This is a genomic window from Flavobacterium solisilvae (assembly GCF_012911605.1).
Lineage (GTDB): Bacteria > Bacteroidota > Bacteroidia > Flavobacteriales > Flavobacteriaceae > Flavobacterium > Flavobacterium solisilvae.
Map to the genome: position 1 here is coordinate 187,051 of NZ_JAAMPT010000207.1, position 19,575 is coordinate 206,625.

Below are 19,575 nucleotides of genomic sequence, written 5' to 3' on the forward strand. Positions count from 1 at the left end.
TTATATCTTTCAAACCTACAAGAAATCCTTGTAGGTTTGTTATTTTAATACCTTATAATTATGTGGAAAAGTCATCCTAAAGCATTGCCTTATTTGTTTTTATCTGAAATGTGGGAACGTTTTGGTTACTATTTAATGATCGGAATTTTTACGCTTTATCTAAAAGATGTTGAAGCAGGTTTTGCTATGACCGAAAAAGAAGCTTCCGATTTGTATGGAACTTTCATCGCTTTGGTATTTTTAACTCCTTTCATTGGAGGATTAGTTGCTGATAGATATTTGGGTTACAAAAAATCAATTGTTCTTGGTGGATTAATGATGGGAACAGGATATTTCATGATGGGAATTCATGACATCGTAATGCTTTACATTGCTATGACATTGGTAATTGTAGGTAACGGATTTTTCAAACCTAATATTTCTACACTTTTAGGGAATTTCTACAACGAAGATAAATACAAAGAAAAGAAAGACGAAGGATACAATATTTTCTATATGGGAATTAACGTTGGAGCATTCATCTGTAACTTCTTTGGCGCAGCTTTGCAAATTCTCTTAGGTTGGCAATATGCTTTCATGGCAGCTGGAGTTGGAATGTTTATTGGAGTGATTGTTTTCCTTCTCGGAACGAAACATTATGGCGACAAAACCGATAAAAAAGGAGTTCAAGAAGGCGATATGCCATTTTATAAAATCGTTTTATATATTTTGGTTCCGTCAGTTATTTTTGGAATTATCGGTTGGTTGATAAAAGGCGTACAATCGGCGACTAATGTTGATAGTTCCGTTTTTGGTTCAGATAGTACCGATGCGTTTATATTTGCTTGTATTCCAGTGGTTTATTTTTATGGAAGTTTGTATTTTAAAGCAAAAGCTGAAGAAAAAAGACCAATTGGTGCATTACTTTCCATATTTGCAGTAGTAATTTTATTTTGGGCAGTTTTTAAATTAAATGGTTCAGCATTGACAACTTGGGCAGATCGATATACCGACAGAGAAGTTCAAGGAACAACACAAACGGTTTTCAGCGGATTAAAATTAGCAAAAGAAGTAGAGTTTAAAAAAGATAGTGTTGAATTATACGACGATAATTTCCGACTTCAAAAAGAAAATGGAGTAGTGAAAAAAGAAGTTAATTATCCGTTATACTTTAGAAATGTTGCCGAAGATAAAAAACCAATCGAAGGTTCAAAAGTATCACTTTGGGCTACTAATCTAAGTCAATCGATTAATCCAGGTTGGGTAATTATTTTAACACCATTAGTTGTCGCATTTTTTACGTATTTGCGAAGCCGAAAAAAAGAACCATCAACGCCAACCAAAATCGCTTTTGGATTATTAATTTCAGCTTTGTCTGTTTTGGTAATGGTAGCCGCAGTTCATGTTGGTAACAATGGAACTGAAAAAGTATCGGTTTGGTGGTTAGTTGCCAATTATGGAATTATCACGATTGGAGAATTATTTTTAAGTCCGATGGGATTATCGATTGTTTCCAAATTATCTCCAAAAAACATAACAGCATTAATGATGGGCGGATGGTTTTTATCGACATCTATCGGAAACAAATTATCAGGTGTTTTGGCAAGTATGTGGGATCAATATGAAAACAAAGCCGATTTCTTTTGGGTAAACTTTGGATTATTGATGTTCGCCACAATTTTGATGTTTGCTTTAGTGAAAAATTTGAATAAAGTAATGAAAGAAAAAGGAATTAATTAAAATTATGGAAAAACAAATTACAATACAAGAGATTCAAAATTTTGAAGGGAAATATCCAAAACAGCTTTGGTATTTATTTACTGTAGAAATGTGGGAACGTTTTTGTTTTTATGGAATGCGTGGTGTTCTAACTTTTTTTATGGTTGACCAATTGCTTTTAAAAGACGATGCGGCCAATTTGCAATATGGTGCTATTCAGGCATTTGTTTATGCGTTTACATTTATTGGAGGAATTTTTGCTGATAAAGTTTTAGGTTTCAAAAAATCACTTTTTTTTGGTGGAATCGTAATGATTCTTGGTAATTTGTTAATTGCATTTGCGCCACAACAAATGTTCTATTATGGAATCGCATTTTCAATTATTGGAACTGGATTTTTTAAACCAAATATCTCTTCAATGGTTGGAGAATTGTATCATGAAAAAGATCCACGTCGTGATGCTGGTTATGGAATGTTTTATGCAGGAATAAATATAGGTGGATTATTAGGTGGAGCATTGTGTATTTATTTAGGAAAATATCATTCTTGGACACTTTGTTTTCTTGCTGCTGCAATTGTTATGGTTGCTGGATTATTGACTTTTTTGTTTACTAAGAAACATCTTGGCCCAATTGGAGATTCTCCATTGTTAAATCTTCCAAAATCAAAAAGAACTGTTAGAGAAATTGCAGTTTATGGAGGTTCACTTTTGAGTATTCCACTTATTTATACGATGGTAATTAATACGGATTATACCGATTATTTCATGTATACCATTGGAGTAATTGCGGTTGGATATTTTATTTTTGAATTATTAAAATTAGGAGAAGCAAGTTTACAGAAAAAATTAATTGCTGCTTTTTCATTTATCTTTTTCTATTTTTTATTTAATGCAATTTATGAACAAAGTGGAGGTTCATTGTCATTATTTGCAAAAGACAATTTAAGTGATAATTTATTAGGATTTACAATTGATCCAAATGTGGTAAACAATAGTTCTAATACTTTTTTTGTAATTATTCTAAGTCCATTAATCGGATTGTTATGGCTTTGGTTAGCAAAAAAGAAAATTGAACCTAATACTTTAATTAAATTCGGAATTGGATTTTTATTCCTAGCTGCTTCTTTCTATTTGTTCTACTATACAAAGTTTTTCGCTAATGTTGACGGAATAACGTCATTAAATGTTTTCACATTTGCTTATTTTGTAACAACAATCGGTGAGCTTTGTCTTGGTCCAATCGGAATGTCAATAATTACCAAATTATCTCCAAAACGATTATTCGGTATGATGATGGGATTGTGGTTTTTAGCAAGTGCGTTTGGGCAATTAGCAGCAGGAAAACTAGGTGCTGCAATTTCGCAATCAAATGAAGGTGAAACTTTAGTAACTAAATTACAGTCTTATACAGAAGGATATTATCAGCTAGCAGTTTACTCATTAATTGCTGGAATTGTGCTAATTGTCATTTCGCCATGGGTTAAGAAATTGATGCAAGACGTAAAATAGTTGTTTACTATTTGGCATTCTTTTTGTTATATTTGAAAAAAATTATTCACAATGAAAAAAATATTTTTAACGTTATTCTTAGTTTTAGGATCGTTTACAATACAAGCTCAAGAGTTAACTTGGGAAACGGATATCAACAAAGCAATTGAAGTTTCAAAAAAAACAAAAAAACCTTTATTATTGTTTTTTACAGGTAGTGATTGGTGCGGATGGTGCATTCGTTTACAAAATGAAGTATTGAAAAAACCAGAATTTGCAAAATGGGCGAAAGATAATGTGGTTTTGGTTGAATTGGATTTCCCAAGAAGAACACCAATGAAACCAGAACTTCAAAAACAAAATTTTGAATTACAACAGCTTTTTGCAGTACAAGGTTATCCAACCGTTTGGTTTGCTAATGCTACAAATGTTGGAGGAAAAGTTAACTTTGAACAATTAGGAAAAACAGGTTATGTTGCTGGCGGACCAGAAGCTTGGATTGCAGGAGCAAAACAAATTTTAGCGAATAAAAAATCGTAATTCAATAAGTCCAGTTTGAATTTCTTTGAAAGAAAAGTTTCGAACTAAAATTTATAAAATCCTTTTTCATGCGTGTTATGGAAAAGGATTTTTTCTTTTCTACACGTTGCTTCCCAAAGTTTGCTGTAACTTTTAAAATTAGAACCATCAGCAATAATGACTTTTGGTTTGTAGTATTGCAAAACTCTAGACAAATTTATCTTTGGCGATGTAATAATAACCAAAATATCAGGTTGAATTTTGGGATTATAAACCGATGAACTGTCAATGATTAAAACCTTTTTGTTGTTGATGTAAAGTAAGTTTTCAAGTATTTGCTTTTTCTGAATTTTGCAAAAATTTCCAACCAAATAAGACTGAACCGCAATATTTTTATCAATAGTTGTCAAAATACTATCGTTTGCATAAATAGTAACATTTTCACCACTTCTTTCAGTTATAATCGTATTTTTTCGGCTATTGAAAACAATTCCTTCTTGTCCAGTTTGTGTTTCCATTTTTTGAAAAATGAAAACAAATTGAAGAATGAGCAAACTTAAAAGTCCAAACACTAATCGAGGAAAAGTTGCTTTTTTGAACCATAAAATCCATCCAATAATTACAAAATAGGAAATCCAAAGCATCGATTCAGAAAACGAAATGTTTTTAATGACAAAACTTTCAAATGAGGCAACCCAATGAATGATTGCATTTAGTAACCAAATCGACCATTCCAAAGGTTTGATGATAAGCATTGGAACAAATCCAAAACAAGCAAATAGCAATGAAAAAACACCAATTGCCATAACGACACTTAACAATGGTATGATTAAAATATTGGTTAAGAAAAATAATCCCGGAAACTGATGAAAATAAAAAATACTTAAAGGCATTGCGCCAATTTGTGCCGATGTTGACATGCAAATGATTTTCCAAAAGTAGTTGATGAAGCTGTTTTTTGGAACACAAATTTTTTCATAAAGCGGATCAACCCAAACGATGAAGAACAACGCAAGATAACTCAATTGAAAACCTACATCATAAAGAAACGATGGTTTTACCAATAAAATTAAAAACATCGAAGCTAATAAAGTATGATAGATATTTACTGTTCTTTGTAAATTAATTCCAATGACCAAAAACGAAAACATGGTTACAGAGCGAACCACCGATGGCGATAATCCAGCCAAGATTGCGAACGACCATAAAGAGAATAAAGTGATTAGTAATTTGGTTGTTTTTCCTTTTTTGGAATTTGGTATTGAACGAAGCAAAAAAGTTATAAATCCCATGATTAATCCAACATGTAAACCTGAAACCGATAAAATATGAATAGCGCCAGCATATTGATAATCTTTTAAAACTTCGGGAGAAATGTCTTGTTGTTGACCAAGAAGTAAGGCAATAAAAACAGTTAATTCTTCTTTGCCTAAGTTGGATTTTTGAAAAACATCAATGATTTTCTCTCGATAATTAGAGAAAAATATCCAAATCGAATGTTCATAACCAATTGTTTTTACCGTTTCAGGTTTGGCATAAAGTTGACCATAGATTTCTTGGTTTTCCAAATACTTTCCATAGTCAAACTGATTAGGATTAAATGATGATTTATTGCTGAAAAATGTACCGTTAAGCGTTAATAAACTTCCAATTTTCTTTGATTTAAAGTCACTATTAATCGGAAAGTTTACGATTGTTTTTCCATAACTTTCTTGGTTTTCAATCGATTTTATTTCTGCAATATATCGATAATTCTTTTTTGTATTCTTTAGCTTTTCGTCAAGTAAAACGGTATAATTTAGATTTTGATTTACATCAGAAATTTGGTGAATATAGTGTTTTGGATTAAAAGTTTCTTTGTGGATTGTTGCTGTAGAAATTCCTAGAAAGATTGAAGTTATAACGGTGAATGTTCCAAATAAAAAGTCAAATCGCTCCGTTTTCTTTTTAATTATATGCAAAACAAATAACAAAATTAAGCCCAGTAAAAGTAAGCCAAACGAAAGTTTTGGGTTTATATTTAGTATCGAAAATAAAAGAATACCAATTATAAAACCAATTGTAATTTTTGTTAATGGAAAATGTAGAATTTTCATGTAGTCTAAACTACATGTTTATTTTTAATTATGCAAGAAAATTATTCTAAAACTCGATTTACTTGTGCGAAAGTTTTTTGGTAGTAAGCTTCTTTAGTAGAGGAAATAATTACGCCTAAACTAGTTGAAGAATGGATAAACTTGATTTCATCTCCGTTGATTTCAGTTATCATTCCTACGTGAGAAATTCTTCTGCTAACGGTTTTAAAGAAAATTAAATCGCCAACTTTATATTCGTCTTGATTTAAAACCCTACCAATTTTTGCCATTTCATGAGACGAACGAGGCAAAGTAATATCAAATTTTTTAAATGTAGAAAACAACAAGCCAGAACAATCAAAACCATCTTTTGAAGTTCCACCACCACGATATCTTGTGCCTAAATTATCGGAAGCATTGTTAATTAATTGCTCAATTAAATAATTGCTTTCTTTGTCAATTAGAATGTCATCATCGTTAGTAGTGTTGATGACAGAAGTTTTATTTTCTTTCTTTTTAGCTTCTTTTCGGCTGGAAGATTTTGGCTTTTCGCTTTTCGCTTTTTCGATAGAAGTTGAAGCAACAGCGTTATCGGATAAAGGCGAAGTGTAAATTCCTTTTTTTATGGCTTGTTCTTTGGAAGTAACAATTTTACTAGATTGTGCCAATGCAGTACTGCCGATTGTTAAAATCAGTATAATTGTTGCTATGTATTTTAGTTTTGCCAAAAAAATGTCTTTTTGCAAATTTAGAAAAAAATAATAATAACCGAAAATTATATAATTTCTTTAACAATTAATTGGGCTGTTTTTTGGCTTGCGCCAATGCCACCAAGCTTGGTTTCTAAAATGTCATATTCGGCTAAAAGATGATTTCGGTGATTGATTTCTAATAGTTTAGCAAGTTCTTCTTTTATTCTTTTTGGATTGCAATCGTCTTGAATTAGTTCGGTTACCACTTGTTTGTCCATGATTAAATTGACTAAAGAAATGTATTTTAAAGTAATAATTCTTTTGGCGATTTGATACGAAATCCAATTGCCTTTATAGCAAACCACTTCGGGTACTTTGAACAAAGCGGTTTCAAGTGTTGCTGTTCCCGATGTTACCAATGCAGCAGTGGCAAAACTCAATAAATCATAGGTTTTATTGGAGACAAATTTTACATTTTTATTGGTTAAAAACTGCTTGTAAAACTCAAATTCTTGACTTGGCGCGCCGGCAATTACAAATTGATGGTCTTTAAAATCATTGGTTATGCTTAACATTACCGAAAGCATTTTGGAAATTTCTTGTTTTCTACTTCCGGGAAGAATGGCAATTATTGGTTTCTCGTCAAGATTGTTTTCTTTTCTAAATTGAGTTTCGTCAGTTTTTTTTCGATTATGAATAGCATCAATTAGCGGATGACCAACAAAATCAACGGGGAATTTATGTTTTACTTCAAAAAAATCTTTTTCAAATGGAAGAATAACAAACAATTTGTCAAAATCTCTTTTGATGGCTTTGATGCGATTTTCTTTCCAAGCCCAAATTTGTGGTGCAATATAATAATGAGTTTTGATGCCTTTTTGCTTTGCCCATTTGGCAATTCGCATATTGAAACCAGGATAATCTATGAAAATAATGACATCAGGATTGAACTTTTCAATGTCATTTTTACAGAATTTAATATTGTTTAAAATGGTTTTCAAGTTCATTACCACTTCGGCAAAACCCATAAAAGCTAAATCGCGATAGTGTTTTACTAAAGTTCCGCCAACTTCTTGCATTAAATCTCCACCCCAAAATCGAATGTCGGCATTGGCATCTTCTTGATACAAAGCTCGCATTAAATTAGAACCATGTAAATCGCCCGAAGCTTCGCCAGCAATGATGTAATATTTCATTTTTTGCGTGTTTATTTTTTATAGTTAAAAATGCAGTCAATTGGTTTTAATTTAAAAATCCCAAGTATTCAATTGTTGAATAGCGTGATGTGCTGTCATATCAAATTGTACTGGAACAACAGAAACATAGCCGTTTGCAAGTGCAAATTCATCGGTGTCTTCGCCTTTATCTTGATTGACAAATTCGCCTGTTAACCAATAATAATCTTTGCCATAAGGCGTTTGTCTTTTATCAAAACGTTCCATCCATCTCGCTTTTGCTTGACGACAAATTTTTATTCCTTTGATATCTTCGCCTTTTAATTTTGGAAAATTAACGTTCAAAACCGTTCCGTCGGGAAGAGAATGTTCCAAAACTTGAAGTGCAATTTTCTTGATAAATGGTTTGGTCGCTTCAAAATCAGCATTCCAACTGAAATCAGCCAAAGAGAAACCAATAGCAGGAATTCCTTCAATTCCAGCTTCAACAGCAGCACTCATCGTTCCTGAATAAATTACGTTTATTGACGAATTTGAACCGTGATTAATTCCAGAAACACACAAATCAGGTTTGCATTTTAGAATTTCATGAACAGCAAGTTTGACACAATCCACTGGAGTTCCAGAACAATTGTATTCGGTTATTGCAGCATTTTCAGGAGAAATTTTATTGAGATACAAAGTGTTGTTTACGGTTATAGCATGTCCCATTCCGCTTTGCGGACTATCAGGAGCAACAACTACAACTTCGCCAATTTCTGCCATTACAGCGATTAGATTTCTAATTCCTGGCGCGGTAATTCCGTCGTCGTTTGTAACCAGAATTAAGGGTTTTTTACTCATGTTGTTTATTCAATTAAGGCAAAATTAACCAAATTTAACGTCAAATTACGTAACAAATTTTTTAACTTTGGACAAATTGAGTAATGAATAGAATTGGTTTAACAAAAAATTAGCTGTTCCAAAAAATATTGGCATAGTTTTTTATGTACTTTAGACAAAAATTAATGAATGTTATTTTGCAATTTATGAAAAGAAATTATAAAGTTCTCCTGATAATTGGTGCTTTATCAGTTGCCTTATGGAGTTTTATTCCAAAGCAGAAAGAGTCTGATCCAGAAAAAGATAAATTATTAATAGAGTTGTTGACTTTTGTTATCGAACGAGGTCATTACAGTCCGGCTGCTATTGATGATTCTTTCTCTAAAGGTGTTTATAAAGATTATTTAGAAGCGTTAGATCCGTCAAAACGTTTCTTTTTGCAATCGGATATTGATGAGTTTGCTAAATATGAAACTCAATTGGATGATCAAATCAACAACAAAGATTTAACCTTCTTCGATTTGACTTATACAAAGTTGATGGAAAGAATGAAAGAGAGCAAAGAGTATTATCAAGATGCTTTGGCTAAACCTTTTGATTATAAAAAAGACGAAAGTATCAATACTGATTATGAAAAATTGCCATATGCTAAAAATAAAGCTGATTTAAAAGAAAGATGGCGATTACAGGTTAAACTTTCGGCACTTTCTTCCTTAGTTGAAAAACAAAAATTAGAAGAAGACAAAAAAAATAATAAAGATTTAGCCGAAAAAGAAGCGCCAAAATCATTTGAATCGCTTGAAAAAGAAACACGTGAAAATACTTTAAAATCGTTGAATGATTACTTCAGTTTCATTAAAGATTTAACTCGCGATGATTGGTTTTCGGTTTATGTAAACGCCATTGCATCTCGATTTGATCCACATACTGCTTATATGGCGCCAACGGAGAAAGAGCGTTTTGATGTTAGCATGAGTGGAAAATTTGACGGAATTGGTGCAAGACTTCAAAAAGAAAACGATTTTACTAAAATTTCTGAACTAATTTCTGGCGGACCAGCTTGGAAAGGAAAACAGCTTGAAGCAGGCGATATTATTTTGAAAGTTGCACAAGCTAATGCTGAACCAGTTGATGTTGTTGGAATGCGATTGGACGATGTGGTGAAAAAAATTAAAGGTCCAAAAGGAACCGAAGTAAAACTTACGGTAAAAAAACCAGATGGTTCTATAAAAGTGATTACAATTGTTAGAGACGCCGTTGAAATTGAAGAAACCTATGTAAAATCGAGTGTGGTTAACATTGATGGGAATAAATATGGAGTTATTTATTTGCCAAAATTCTATATCGATTTTGAAGATAAAAACGCTCGCGATGCAGGAAAAGATGTTGCACAAGAAGTAGAACGATTAAAAGCGGAAGGTGTAAAAGGAATTGTGATGGATGTCCGTGATAATGGCGGAGGTTCATTAAAAACAGTTGTTGATATTGCTGGATTGTTTATCGAGCAAGGTCCAATTGTTCAAATAAAATCGGCTGAAGGAAAAAAAGAAGTTCTTTTTGATAGAGATGCAAAAGTACAATGGGATGGACCACTTGTAGTGATGATTAATGAATTTTCGGCCTCAGCATCAGAGATTTTGGCAGCAGCAATTCAAGATTACAAACGCGGAGTAATCGTTGGTAGTAAACAATCTTATGGAAAAGGAACGGTTCAAAATCTTTATGATTTAAACCAATTTATCCGTGGCGGAACCTATGGTGATTTAGGAGCTTTGAAAACAACTACTCAAAAATATTACAGAATTAATGGAGGTTCAACTCAGCGTGAAGGTGTAAAAAGTGACGTAGTTATGGCAGACAAATATGCCTACTTAAAAATGGGTGAGAAAGATGTTGAAAACGCAATGCCTTGGGATAAAATTGATGCAGCAAACTATAAAGTTTGGGATAAACAACACAATTACGATTTGGCAATTGCTCAAAGTAAAGCAAGATTAGAGAACAATTCTCAAATGCAATTGATAGAAGACAATGCAAAATGGCTTGAAAAACGTAATAACGAGAATGTTTATAGTCTTCATATTGATAAATTCAAAGCAGAACAAAAAGCATTAGATGAAACCAATAAAAAGTACAAACCAATTACAGATTATAAAAACTCGTTAGTGTTTAGTTCTTTGCCTTATGAAAATGAAATGGTTAAAAACGATGCTTTGTTAAAAGAGAAAAGAGACAGATGGCACGAAAGTTTATCCAAAGATTTATACATCGAAGAAGCACTACATATTTTAAATGATATGAATTTTGGTAAAAAAGAAGTAACCAATAAAGTGACTAAAGAAAAAATGGTAAAGTCATAAATCTCACAATCATAAAAAAAATCCACTCATTTGAGTGGATTTTTTTGTTTATCTAAGCTTGTTAAGTTTCTTTTCAGCTTTTAGAATATCTTCTTCTAATTCTTTTATTTTCAGCTGTTGTTTGCTTATTTTAACATTTTCCTTTTCAATTTCAACAGGTGAAAGTTTCCCTTTGGCTCTGTTTTTGGCAAACTTGGCTTCCATTTTGTCTAAGTCTTTTATCGCTTTTGCCTTTTTGTCTTTTACTTTTAGTAAAGATTTTTCAGTAGAGGCAATTTTCTTTTGTTCTTTTTCAAAACGTTTTTGCTCTTTTTCTAACTTTTTTTGTTCTTTCTCAAGTTTTTTTTGCTCTTTTTCAACTCTTTGCTTTTCTTTCAAAGCAAGCTTATCTTCCTTTAATTTTCTTTCTAATTCAGCCTTTTCGATTAGTTTTTGTTCTTCAACCGAAATTACTTTTACTTTCGAAGAGTCAAGCACTGTGGTCGGTTGAACTTCCTGTGCATTAATTCCCTGAAAACAAATTGCTAAAAATGCAATAATTATAAATCTTACTTTCATTTGTTTTATTTTTTTAAGTTATACCTTTAGCCTTTCAAAAAGTGTTCCAAATCGGCCAATTTATGTATAAAAGTATGAATTTTTTTCCAAATAAAATAACTATTTTCTTATTTATTTTAGGTTTCTTGACCAGTTGTAAAAAAGAAATAGAATCATCGGAGCAGAATTTTTTACAAACTCCAGCAGTAAGTTTACAACCTAAATCATCAACAAATCAGGTTGTTATTCATGATAATTATACATTATCGTATAGTGAAAAACATGAACAAGCAGAATGGGTTGCCTATACTCTAAAGCAAAATTATGGAAAGGGAAATAATTTTGACCGTCCATTTTTTATTGAAGATAAGAAAGTAAGAACCCGTTCAGCAGATTGGCGAAACTATAAAAACTCGGGCTATGACAAAGGACATCTTTGCCCAGCTGCCGATATGAAATTTTCAAAGAAAGCTTTTGAGGATACTTTTTTTACTTCCAATATTTCTCCACAAAAACACGATTTCAACGAAGGTGTTTGGAACAGATTGGAACAAAAAATCAGATATTGGGCAACTAAATATGGTGAAGTTTATGTAGTAACTGGTGGCGTTTTAACTGATGGATTAAAAACAATTGGTAAAGAAAAAGTTTCGGTTCCTAATTATTTCTACAAAATTGTAGCAACTAAAAGTAATGGAAAATTGAAAATGATTGCTTTTTTGGTTCCGCATAAAGAAAGTAAGCAACCGCTGTATACTTTTGTTGTTCCGGTTGATAGTATAGAACAAATGACTAAAGTTGATTTCTTTCCTCAACTAGAAGATAAGTTTGAAAATCAATTAGAAAAAAACAAAGATTATAAAGATTGGAGTTTTAACTAACTACCATTCATTTACTTTATTGGCATCCATTTTTAGGAAAATAAAAAGCAAAATGGTAAAGCCCCAAAGTCCCGAACCACCATAAGAAAAGAAAGGCAACGGAACACCAATAGTTGGAAAAATTCCAATAACCATCGAAGTATTTACAAAAAAGTGAATAAATAAAATCGCGGCAACACAATAGCCATATACTCGGCTAAACTTTGTTTTTTGCCTTTCGGCAAGGTAAATCAGGCGAACGATTAAGCCAACAAACAACGCAATAATAAATAACGAACCAACAAAACCCCATTCTTCGCCAACGGTTGTAAAAATATAATCAGTATGTTGTTCGGGTACAAATCCACCTTTGGTTTGTGTGCCTTCAAGATAACCTTTTCCAAACCATCCACCAGAACCAATAGCAATTTCAGATTGATTAGTGTTATAACCAACACCTTTTAAATCGACTTCTTTGCCTAATAAAATATTGAAACGGTCACGATGATGTTGTTTAAAAACGTTATCAAAAACATAATCTACAGAGAATACATAACCCGAAATTATGAGTAAAAGTATTCCACTTAACATCCAATTTCGGTCGATTAATCGGCTTCGGAAGTAAATCAATAAAATGATTGCCAATGCAATTAATATGATTACATAAGGTTCTAAAATCAATGCAGCAACAAAGAGTAAAATCGCAATAAATCCAGTCCAAAGATACCATGATGGCAAACCTTCACGATATAATACAATGACTAAAAAAGTATAAATTAAAGCACTTCCAGGATCATTTGGCGCAATTAAAATAATTGGAAGACCAAGAATTCCAAGAACTTGTATTTGTCTTTCGGTGTCTTTTAAATTCACCTGAACGTCGCTCAAGTATTTGGCCAAAAGTAATGCAGTTGCCGTTTTAGCAAACTCGGCAGGTTGCAAACTAAAGGAACCAAAAGAATACCAGTTGGTTTGTCCTTTAATTTCTTTTCCAAAAACAAATAATCCGGCAAGAGAAAGTAATCCGAGAATGTAAAAAACGCCCGAAAATTTCTCAAAAAACTTTGCATCAATGGCCAAAATGCTAATGATTATCGGGATTGAAAAAAGAATAAATAAGAATTGCTTACCATAAATTTGAGTAACATCAAAAATAGACGTTTCACCTTCAACCGATGAAAGCGAAGAAGAATAAATGTTTAACCAACCCAATATCACCATGATGATATAGATGGCAACCGTTACCCAGTCCAAGTTATTTGTTACACTTTGGTTTTTCATTTTAGTTTATTCCGTTGGTTTTGGTTCTGTCGGTTTTGGCTCAGTTACTTTTGGTTCTTCTTCTTGCTTCATTTCCGATTTTGGAAGTATATCAACTTTAGTTTTTAGTAAAGTATCTACAACAGGTTTTGCAAGATATTTGTTGTATTCAGGAATTAAACTTCCTTCTAACATTCTTTTTTCTAAATCTTTTCTTGTAATTTTTCGTTTAATGTATTTTTCAATCATTAACGAAGTAATTGGTCCAGCCCATCTTGCTCCCCAATATCCGTTTTCTACAAAAACTGCAATAGCAATTTTTGGATTTTCTCTTGGTGCAAAAGCCACAAAAATAGAGTGATCTTGAAGCTTAACACGCTTGCCATTTATTTTGGTAAAGTTTTCGGCTGTTCCTGTTTTTCCACAAATCTCTATTCCTTCAACACCTAAACCTCTTGCGGTTCCTAAATTATAAACATCATACAATCCGTTGATTACAGGTTCAAAATGTTTTCTGTCAATGGTTGTAACATGTTTGGTTCTGAACTTTTTATCAATTACATCGTTTTTAATCGATTTGATGATATGAGGTGTGTAATAATAACCTTTGTTGGCAACTGCCGCCATCATGTTTGCCAGCTGGATAGGTGTCATTAAAACTTCTCCTTGACCAATAGAGTTGGAAACAATCGTTTTACTATCCCAACCCCAACCTGGATACATTTTTTTATAAGTTTTGGATGTTGGAACTTTTCCTTTTCTTCCAGTTGGTAAATCATAACCCATAAATTCGCCTAAACCAAAACTTTTTAAATGTTTACTCCAAATATCAACACCGTCAGAGGGTTTTAAGTATTTATTGATGGTTTTCATATAAACACTAGCAAAATAAGTGTTACAAGAATTGTAATAACCATTATGCAATTTCGAAACTCCAGAATCGTGACATTTCATAAATCTTCCACGCGCATAACTAAACCCGTGATGACAAACAAAACCCGTTTCGGTATCAATAACGCCTTCTTGAAGCGCAATCAATCCAGTTAATATTTTAAACGGCGAACCTGGCGGATATTCGGCTAATAAACCTCTATCATAAAGTGGTTTTGCAATGGAGTCGTTGTATAAAGCAGTGTAATTTTTGGAACGTTTTCGTCCAACTAAAAGTGCTGGATCAAATGACGGCGCACTAACCAAAGCCAAAATTTCTCCCGTTTTAGGTTCGATAGCTACAATTCCGCCACGTTTATTAATCATTAATTCTTCGCCATATTTTTGCAAGTCACCATCAATTGAAAGATGAATATCTTTTCCTTGAACAGCAATTGTATCATATCGACCATCTTTATAAGAACCAATATCTCTATTGTATTTGTCTTTTTGGATGTGTTTTACACCTTTTACACCTCTTAAAATTTCTTCATAACTCTCTTCAACACCTTGTTTTCCAATTAAATCACCTGATTTGTAGTATTTGTTTTTGTTGATGATATTTTCGTTAACCTGAGTGATAAAACCAAAAACATTGGCGCCATAATTTACTTGGTAATCACGAAGCGAACGTTTTTGAATGTAGAAACCTTCAAACTTTCGTTGTTTTTCTTGAAAAGCGGCATATTCAAGTTTGTTTAATTGTGCTAAGAAAACAGATGGTAATCTTGGACTATAAACTTTTGCTTTTTCAATTTTTTTGATGAAATCTTCTTTGGTAATTTGCAGTAAATCACAAAATTCAGCAGTGTCAATTTTCTTAACATCTCTTGGAATTACCATAATGTCATAGGAAGGTTGATTGGCTACCAAGAGTTTTCCATTTCGGTCATAAATATAACCACGTTCCGGATAATCATATTTGATTTTTATCGCATTATTATCTGATTTCAATTTGAATGAATCGTCAATAATTTGCAAATAAAAAATTCGAGCAATGAGTAATAATGCTCCAATAATAATAATGGTTGGAAACAAAGCTTTTCTCATCGTTTACTTGGTTTAATAAGATAAATGATAATAATGCTTGTAATAATGGTGAATAATGTACTTAAAACAGTTCGAACCAAGATGTCTAAAATGGAACTTAGTTTGAAAATTTCAAGTATGAAAAGGGTAAAATGGTGAATTACTACGGCAATTAAAATAAACGAAAAACGTTCTGGTGTTAACGAATCGTTTAGTTTAACTGTTTGGTATTCATAACTTAATCCGAAGGAAAATTTAAAAATTGAAGGTCTAAAATAGGCTAGGACTAAACAAGCAGCAGCATGAACTCCGCCAGAATTCCAAAACATATCCATAATTAATCCTAGAAAGAAACTCGCCAATAATAATCCTGTTTTGTTTCCGTTTACTGGATAAAGAATAATGAATAAAATATATGGAAACGGATTGACAAACCCAAACAAATCCATTCGGTTGAAAATTAAAACTTGTGCCAATAGCAACAAGATAAATCGGGCAATATTCATTAGTAATGCGCTATTCATCTTTTTTAATTTTACTTTCTAATTGAATGATTTCTTCTCGGTCTTTGTTTTTAATGATATAGACATATCCTAAGTTTGTCATATCGTTAAAAAGTTTAATATCAAGAGTATAATAATTTGTTTCGTCGTCGGTATATACTTTTTCAATGGTTCCAATGCCAATGTTTTCTGGGAAAATATGCGATTGTCCACCAGTAACAATAGTATCGCCTTTTCGAACTCCAGCCAATCGCGGAACGTCAATAAGTTGAACAAAGCCAGTACTTTTTCCGTTCCAAACTAAGGAGCCAAAATGATTTGATTTTTTAAGCTTAGCATTGATTTGCGATTTTACGTTCAAAATACTGATAACAGTAGCATATCCTGGAGAAACATCATCAACAATCCCGATAATTCCTGCGCTATTAATTACGCCCATATCTTGTTTGATACCATCTTTGGAACCATTGTTGATAGTTAAGTAATTTTCATGTTTGCTGTACGAGTTATGGATTACTTTTGAAATAATTACATCTGTTTTTTTTACTCCTTTTATAGTATCGATTTCAGGAAGTTTTGTTGAATCTTTTGTATTAAAAAGCAATGCTTTCAGTCGAGCATTTTCAAAAGCCAATTCATCATTTTGTGATTTCAAGTTGAAATACTCGTTGATGTTGTTTACTTTTTGATAAATTCCACCAGTTAAGAAATTGGCCGAACTAATTACTTTACTTTTATGATAGGAATGCGATTGAATAGTTAAACCTAGCGACAAGACTAATAGCAATAAAAACAGTAATCGATAACTGTTTTTAAATAGGAAGCTAAAAATTTGTTGCATAAGTCTTAAAATTATAAATTTCAAATTCCAAATTCCAAAAAAATAGGAATAGGTTATTTTTTGGAATTTGGAATTTGTGTTTTATTTGGAATTTATTTTATAAGTATACTTCTAAACTTTGGTATGTTTTTAAGTGCCATTCCAGTTCCGCGAACAACAGCTCTTAACGGATCTTCGGCAATGTAAACAGGTAAATCAGTTTTTTGAGAAATACGTTTGTCTAAACCTCTCAACATCGATCCACCACCAGCAAGATAAATACCAGTATTGTAAATATCGGCAGCTAATTCTGGTGGCGTTTGTGATAACGTTTCCATGATAGCATCTTCAATACGTTGAATAGATTTGTCTAAAGCTTTGGCTATTTCTCGATAAGAAACTTCAACTTGCTTAGGTTTTCCAGTCAATAAATCTCTACCTTGAACTGACATATCATCTGGTGGAGTTTCTAAATCATCAGTAGCAGCACCAATCGTAATTTTGATTTTCTCAGCAGTACTTTCTCCAACAAATAAATTGTGTTGCGTTCTCATGTAGTAAACAATATCGTTTGTAAAAACGTCACCAGCAATTTTTACTGATTTGTCACAAACAATTCCACCTAATGCAATAACTGCAATCTCGGTTGTTCCACCACCAATATCAACAATCATGTTTCCTTTTGGTTGCATAATATCGATACCAATACCAATTGCCGCAGCCATTGGCTCGTGGATTAGGTAAACTTCTTTACCATTTACACGTTCACAACTTTCTTTTACCGCACGCATTTCTACCTCAGTAATTCCCGATGGAATACAAACTACCATTCGCAAAGCTGGAGTAAACATTTTTTTCTTTAAAGCTGGGATACTTTTGATGAACATCGAAATCATTTTTTCAGAAGCATCAAAGTCAGCAATAACACCATCTTTCAATGGTCGTATGGTTTTTATGTTTTCATGAGTTTTACCTTGCATCATGTTGGCTTCTTTACCAACAGCAATAATTTTTCCCGATATTCTGTCCCGAGCCACAATTGACGGACTGTCAATTACAACTTTATCGTTGTGAATAATTAGTGTGTTTGCGGTACCAAGGTCGATTGCGATATCCTCGGTCATGAAATCAAAAAATCCCATACTGTTTTTTTGGGTTTAAACGTTTATATAATTTTTAACGCACAAAGTTAAACAAATTAATGTTTAAAATGACGTGTTCCTGTAAATACCATAGCAACTTTATTTTCGTTGCAAAAATTAATGCTCAATTCATCTTTTATTGAACCACCAGGCTGAATTACCGCTGTAATTCCTGCATTGTGAGCTAGTTCAACACAATCTGGAAACGGAAAGAAAGCATCACTTGCCATCACTGCACCTTTTAAATCAAATCCAAAAGTTGTTGCTTTTTCTACAGCTTGTTTCAAAGCGTCAACTCTAGAAGTTTGACCTGTTCCCGATGCTACTAATGTACTATTTTTTGCAAAAACAATCGTATTTGACTTTGTATTTTTACAAATTTTTGAGGCAAATAATAAATCTTCTATTTCTTGCTCAGTTGGTTTAGTAGTAGTAACGTAATTTAGGTGCGATTTATTGTCCGTAATGTTATTTCTTTCTTGAACTAAAATGCCATTTAAGCATGTTCTCAGGTTAGTTTGAGGTAAAGCCACATCATTTTGAACCAAAATAATTCTGTTTTTCTTTTCAGATAAAATAGCAATGGCTTTTTCGTCAAAACTTGGCGCGATAACTACTTCACAAAAAAGTGAGTTAATTTCGGTAGCTGTTGCTTCGTCAATTTTTCCATTGGCAATTAAAACACCACCAAAAGCCGAAGTTGGATCACAAGCCAATGCGGTTAAATAAGCTTCTTTCATTGTGCTTCTTGTGGCTAATCCACAAGCGTTGTTGTGTTTTAAAATAGCAAATGTTGGCTCATTTTCTTTAAATTCTAAAATCAAATTTACCGCAGCATCAACGTCTAACAAATTGTTGTATGACAATTCTTTTCCGTGTAATTTGGTAAACATTGCCTCAAAATCGCCAAAGAAAAATCCTTTTTGATGTGGATTTTCTCCATAACGTAACACTTGACCATTTTGTTCGCTGATTTTTAAAATGGTTTCTTCCTGATTTTGGTTGAAATAATTAAAAATAGCTGAATCATAATGTGATGAAGTATTGAACGCTTTGGTAGCCAATTTTTTTCTTTGTTCCAAAGTCGTTTCGCCATTTTGAGTTGAAATTAATTCCAATAAATAAGCATATTCATTAACCGAAGCTACAATTACTGTGTCTTTAAAATTTTTGGCAGCAGCCCGAATTAACGAAATTCCACCGATGTCAATTTTTTCAATAATATCAGCCTCGCTTGCGCCTGAAGCAACGGTTTTTTCAAAAGGATATAAATCAACAATAACCAAATCGATTTGTGGAATTTCAAATTCACGCATTTGCTCTATATCGGATGGATTGTCTTGACGGTTTAAAATTCCGCCAAAAATTTTTGGATGTAATGTTTTTACTCTTCCGCCAAGAATTTCTGGAAATGAAGTTACTTCTTCAACTGGAACTACTGGAATTCCTAGGTTATTGATGAATTCTTCGGTTCCGCCGGTAGAATAAATGGTTACATTTTGTTCATGTAGTTTGCGAACAATTGGCTCTAAACCTTCTTTTGAAAAGACAGAAATCAGTGCTGATTTGATTGTTTTTGTTGTGCTCATTTTGTAGTTGTGTTTAAGCGCACAAAAGTAGCTTTTTTACAGCCAAATTTCAAACAAGAAATGTAACAATATTTT

General features: G+C 32.5%; 16 protein-coding genes. 5 read left to right on the forward strand and 11 right to left on the reverse strand.

The window, feature by feature from the left end:
- Nucleotides 1-60: 60 nt before the first annotated feature.
- From G6042_RS09600 to G6042_RS09610, 3 genes are read left to right on the forward strand one after another with little or no spacing between them, the layout of a single operon-like run.
- Entirely contained in the window at nucleotides 61-1,719 is a 1,659-nt protein-coding gene (locus G6042_RS09600) for a peptide MFS transporter (RefSeq protein ID WP_169524217.1), read from the forward strand.
- Between the two features lie 4 nt (nucleotides 1,720-1,723).
- A complete protein-coding gene (locus G6042_RS09605) occupies nucleotides 1,724-3,208 on the forward strand; it encodes a peptide MFS transporter (RefSeq protein ID WP_169524218.1) in 1,485 nt (494 codons plus the stop codon).
- A gap of 51 nt (nucleotides 3,209-3,259) precedes the next feature.
- Nucleotides 3,260-3,727, forward strand: coding sequence for a thioredoxin family protein (locus tag G6042_RS09610; RefSeq protein ID WP_169524219.1), 468 nt, complete (start codon nucleotides 3,260-3,262; stop codon nucleotides 3,725-3,727).
- Nucleotides 3,728-3,771: 44 nt separating this feature from the next.
- Here G6042_RS09610 and G6042_RS09615 read toward each other — a convergent pair whose 3' ends face one another.
- From G6042_RS09615 to surE, 4 genes are read right to left on the reverse strand one after another with little or no spacing between them, the layout of a single operon-like run.
- Entirely contained in the window at nucleotides 3,772-5,802 is a 2,031-nt protein-coding gene (locus tag G6042_RS09615) for a ComEC/Rec2 family competence protein (RefSeq protein WP_169524220.1), read from the reverse strand.
- A gap of 41 nt (nucleotides 5,803-5,843) precedes the next feature.
- Nucleotides 5,844-6,509 carry a C40 family peptidase gene (locus G6042_RS09620; protein ID WP_235933261.1) on the reverse strand — a complete coding sequence of 222 codons (666 nt, stop codon included), beginning with the start codon at nucleotides 6,507-6,509 and terminating at the stop codon, nucleotides 5,844-5,846.
- A gap of 47 nt (nucleotides 6,510-6,556) precedes the next feature.
- A complete protein-coding gene (gene lpxB, locus G6042_RS09625) occupies nucleotides 6,557-7,669 on the reverse strand; it encodes a lipid-A-disaccharide synthase (RefSeq protein ID WP_169524221.1) in 1,113 nt (370 codons plus the stop codon).
- 51 nt (nucleotides 7,670-7,720) lie between these two features.
- Nucleotides 7,721-8,491 (reverse strand): 5'/3'-nucleotidase SurE, encoded by a 771-nt coding sequence (gene surE, locus G6042_RS09630; RefSeq protein WP_169524222.1) that lies wholly within the window; start codon nucleotides 8,489-8,491, stop codon nucleotides 7,721-7,723.
- A gap of 164 nt (nucleotides 8,492-8,655) precedes the next feature.
- Here surE and G6042_RS09635 point away from each other — a divergent pair, with 164 nt between their 5' ends.
- A complete protein-coding gene (locus G6042_RS09635) occupies nucleotides 8,656-10,830 on the forward strand; it encodes a carboxy terminal-processing peptidase (protein ID WP_169524223.1) in 2,175 nt (724 codons plus the stop codon).
- A gap of 48 nt (nucleotides 10,831-10,878) precedes the next feature.
- Here the strand turns inward: G6042_RS09635 and G6042_RS09640 are convergent, their stop codons facing one another.
- The gene (locus G6042_RS09640) at nucleotides 10,879-11,388 is read right to left on the reverse strand and encodes a hypothetical protein (RefSeq protein WP_169524224.1); all 510 of its coding nucleotides are present in this window, start codon (nucleotides 11,386-11,388) and stop codon (nucleotides 10,879-10,881) included.
- Between the two features lie 74 nt (nucleotides 11,389-11,462).
- On the opposite strand from G6042_RS09640, the gene G6042_RS09645 reads away from it, so the two are divergent.
- Nucleotides 11,463-12,248: a DNA/RNA non-specific endonuclease gene (locus G6042_RS09645; RefSeq protein WP_235933263.1), complete on the forward strand. Its 786-nt coding sequence runs from the start codon at nucleotides 11,463-11,465 to the stop codon at nucleotides 12,246-12,248.
- Here G6042_RS09645 and rodA read toward each other — a convergent pair whose 3' ends face one another.
- The 6 genes from rodA to purH form a co-directional block, all read right to left on the reverse strand.
- Nucleotides 12,249-13,508 (reverse strand): rod shape-determining protein RodA, encoded by a 1,260-nt coding sequence (rodA, locus tag G6042_RS09650; RefSeq protein WP_169524226.1) that lies wholly within the window; start codon nucleotides 13,506-13,508, stop codon nucleotides 12,249-12,251.
- Nucleotides 13,509-13,514: 6 nt separating this feature from the next.
- Nucleotides 13,515-15,467 (reverse strand): penicillin-binding protein 2, encoded by a 1,953-nt coding sequence (mrdA, locus tag G6042_RS09655; RefSeq protein WP_169524227.1) that lies wholly within the window; start codon nucleotides 15,465-15,467, stop codon nucleotides 13,515-13,517.
- Nucleotides 15,464-15,970: a rod shape-determining protein MreD gene (locus G6042_RS09660; protein ID WP_169524228.1), complete on the reverse strand. Its 507-nt coding sequence runs from the start codon at nucleotides 15,968-15,970 to the stop codon at nucleotides 15,464-15,466. Before G6042_RS09660 ends, mrdA begins: the two co-directional genes overlap by 4 nt.
- Nucleotides 15,963-16,790 (reverse strand): rod shape-determining protein MreC, encoded by an 828-nt coding sequence (mreC, locus tag G6042_RS09665; RefSeq protein ID WP_169524229.1) that lies wholly within the window; start codon nucleotides 16,788-16,790, stop codon nucleotides 15,963-15,965. The genes G6042_RS09660 and mreC overlap by 8 nt, the downstream gene beginning before the upstream one ends.
- A 92-nt stretch (nucleotides 16,791-16,882) precedes the next feature.
- On the reverse strand, nucleotides 16,883-17,911 hold the full coding sequence (locus G6042_RS09670) for a rod shape-determining protein (RefSeq protein WP_121312631.1): 1,029 nt from the start codon (nucleotides 17,909-17,911) through the stop codon (nucleotides 16,883-16,885).
- Between the two features lie 56 nt (nucleotides 17,912-17,967).
- Nucleotides 17,968-19,500, reverse strand: coding sequence for a bifunctional phosphoribosylaminoimidazolecarboxamide formyltransferase/IMP cyclohydrolase (gene purH, locus G6042_RS09675; protein WP_169524230.1), 1,533 nt, complete (start codon nucleotides 19,498-19,500; stop codon nucleotides 17,968-17,970).
- Nucleotides 19,501-19,575: the final 75 nt, after the last annotated feature.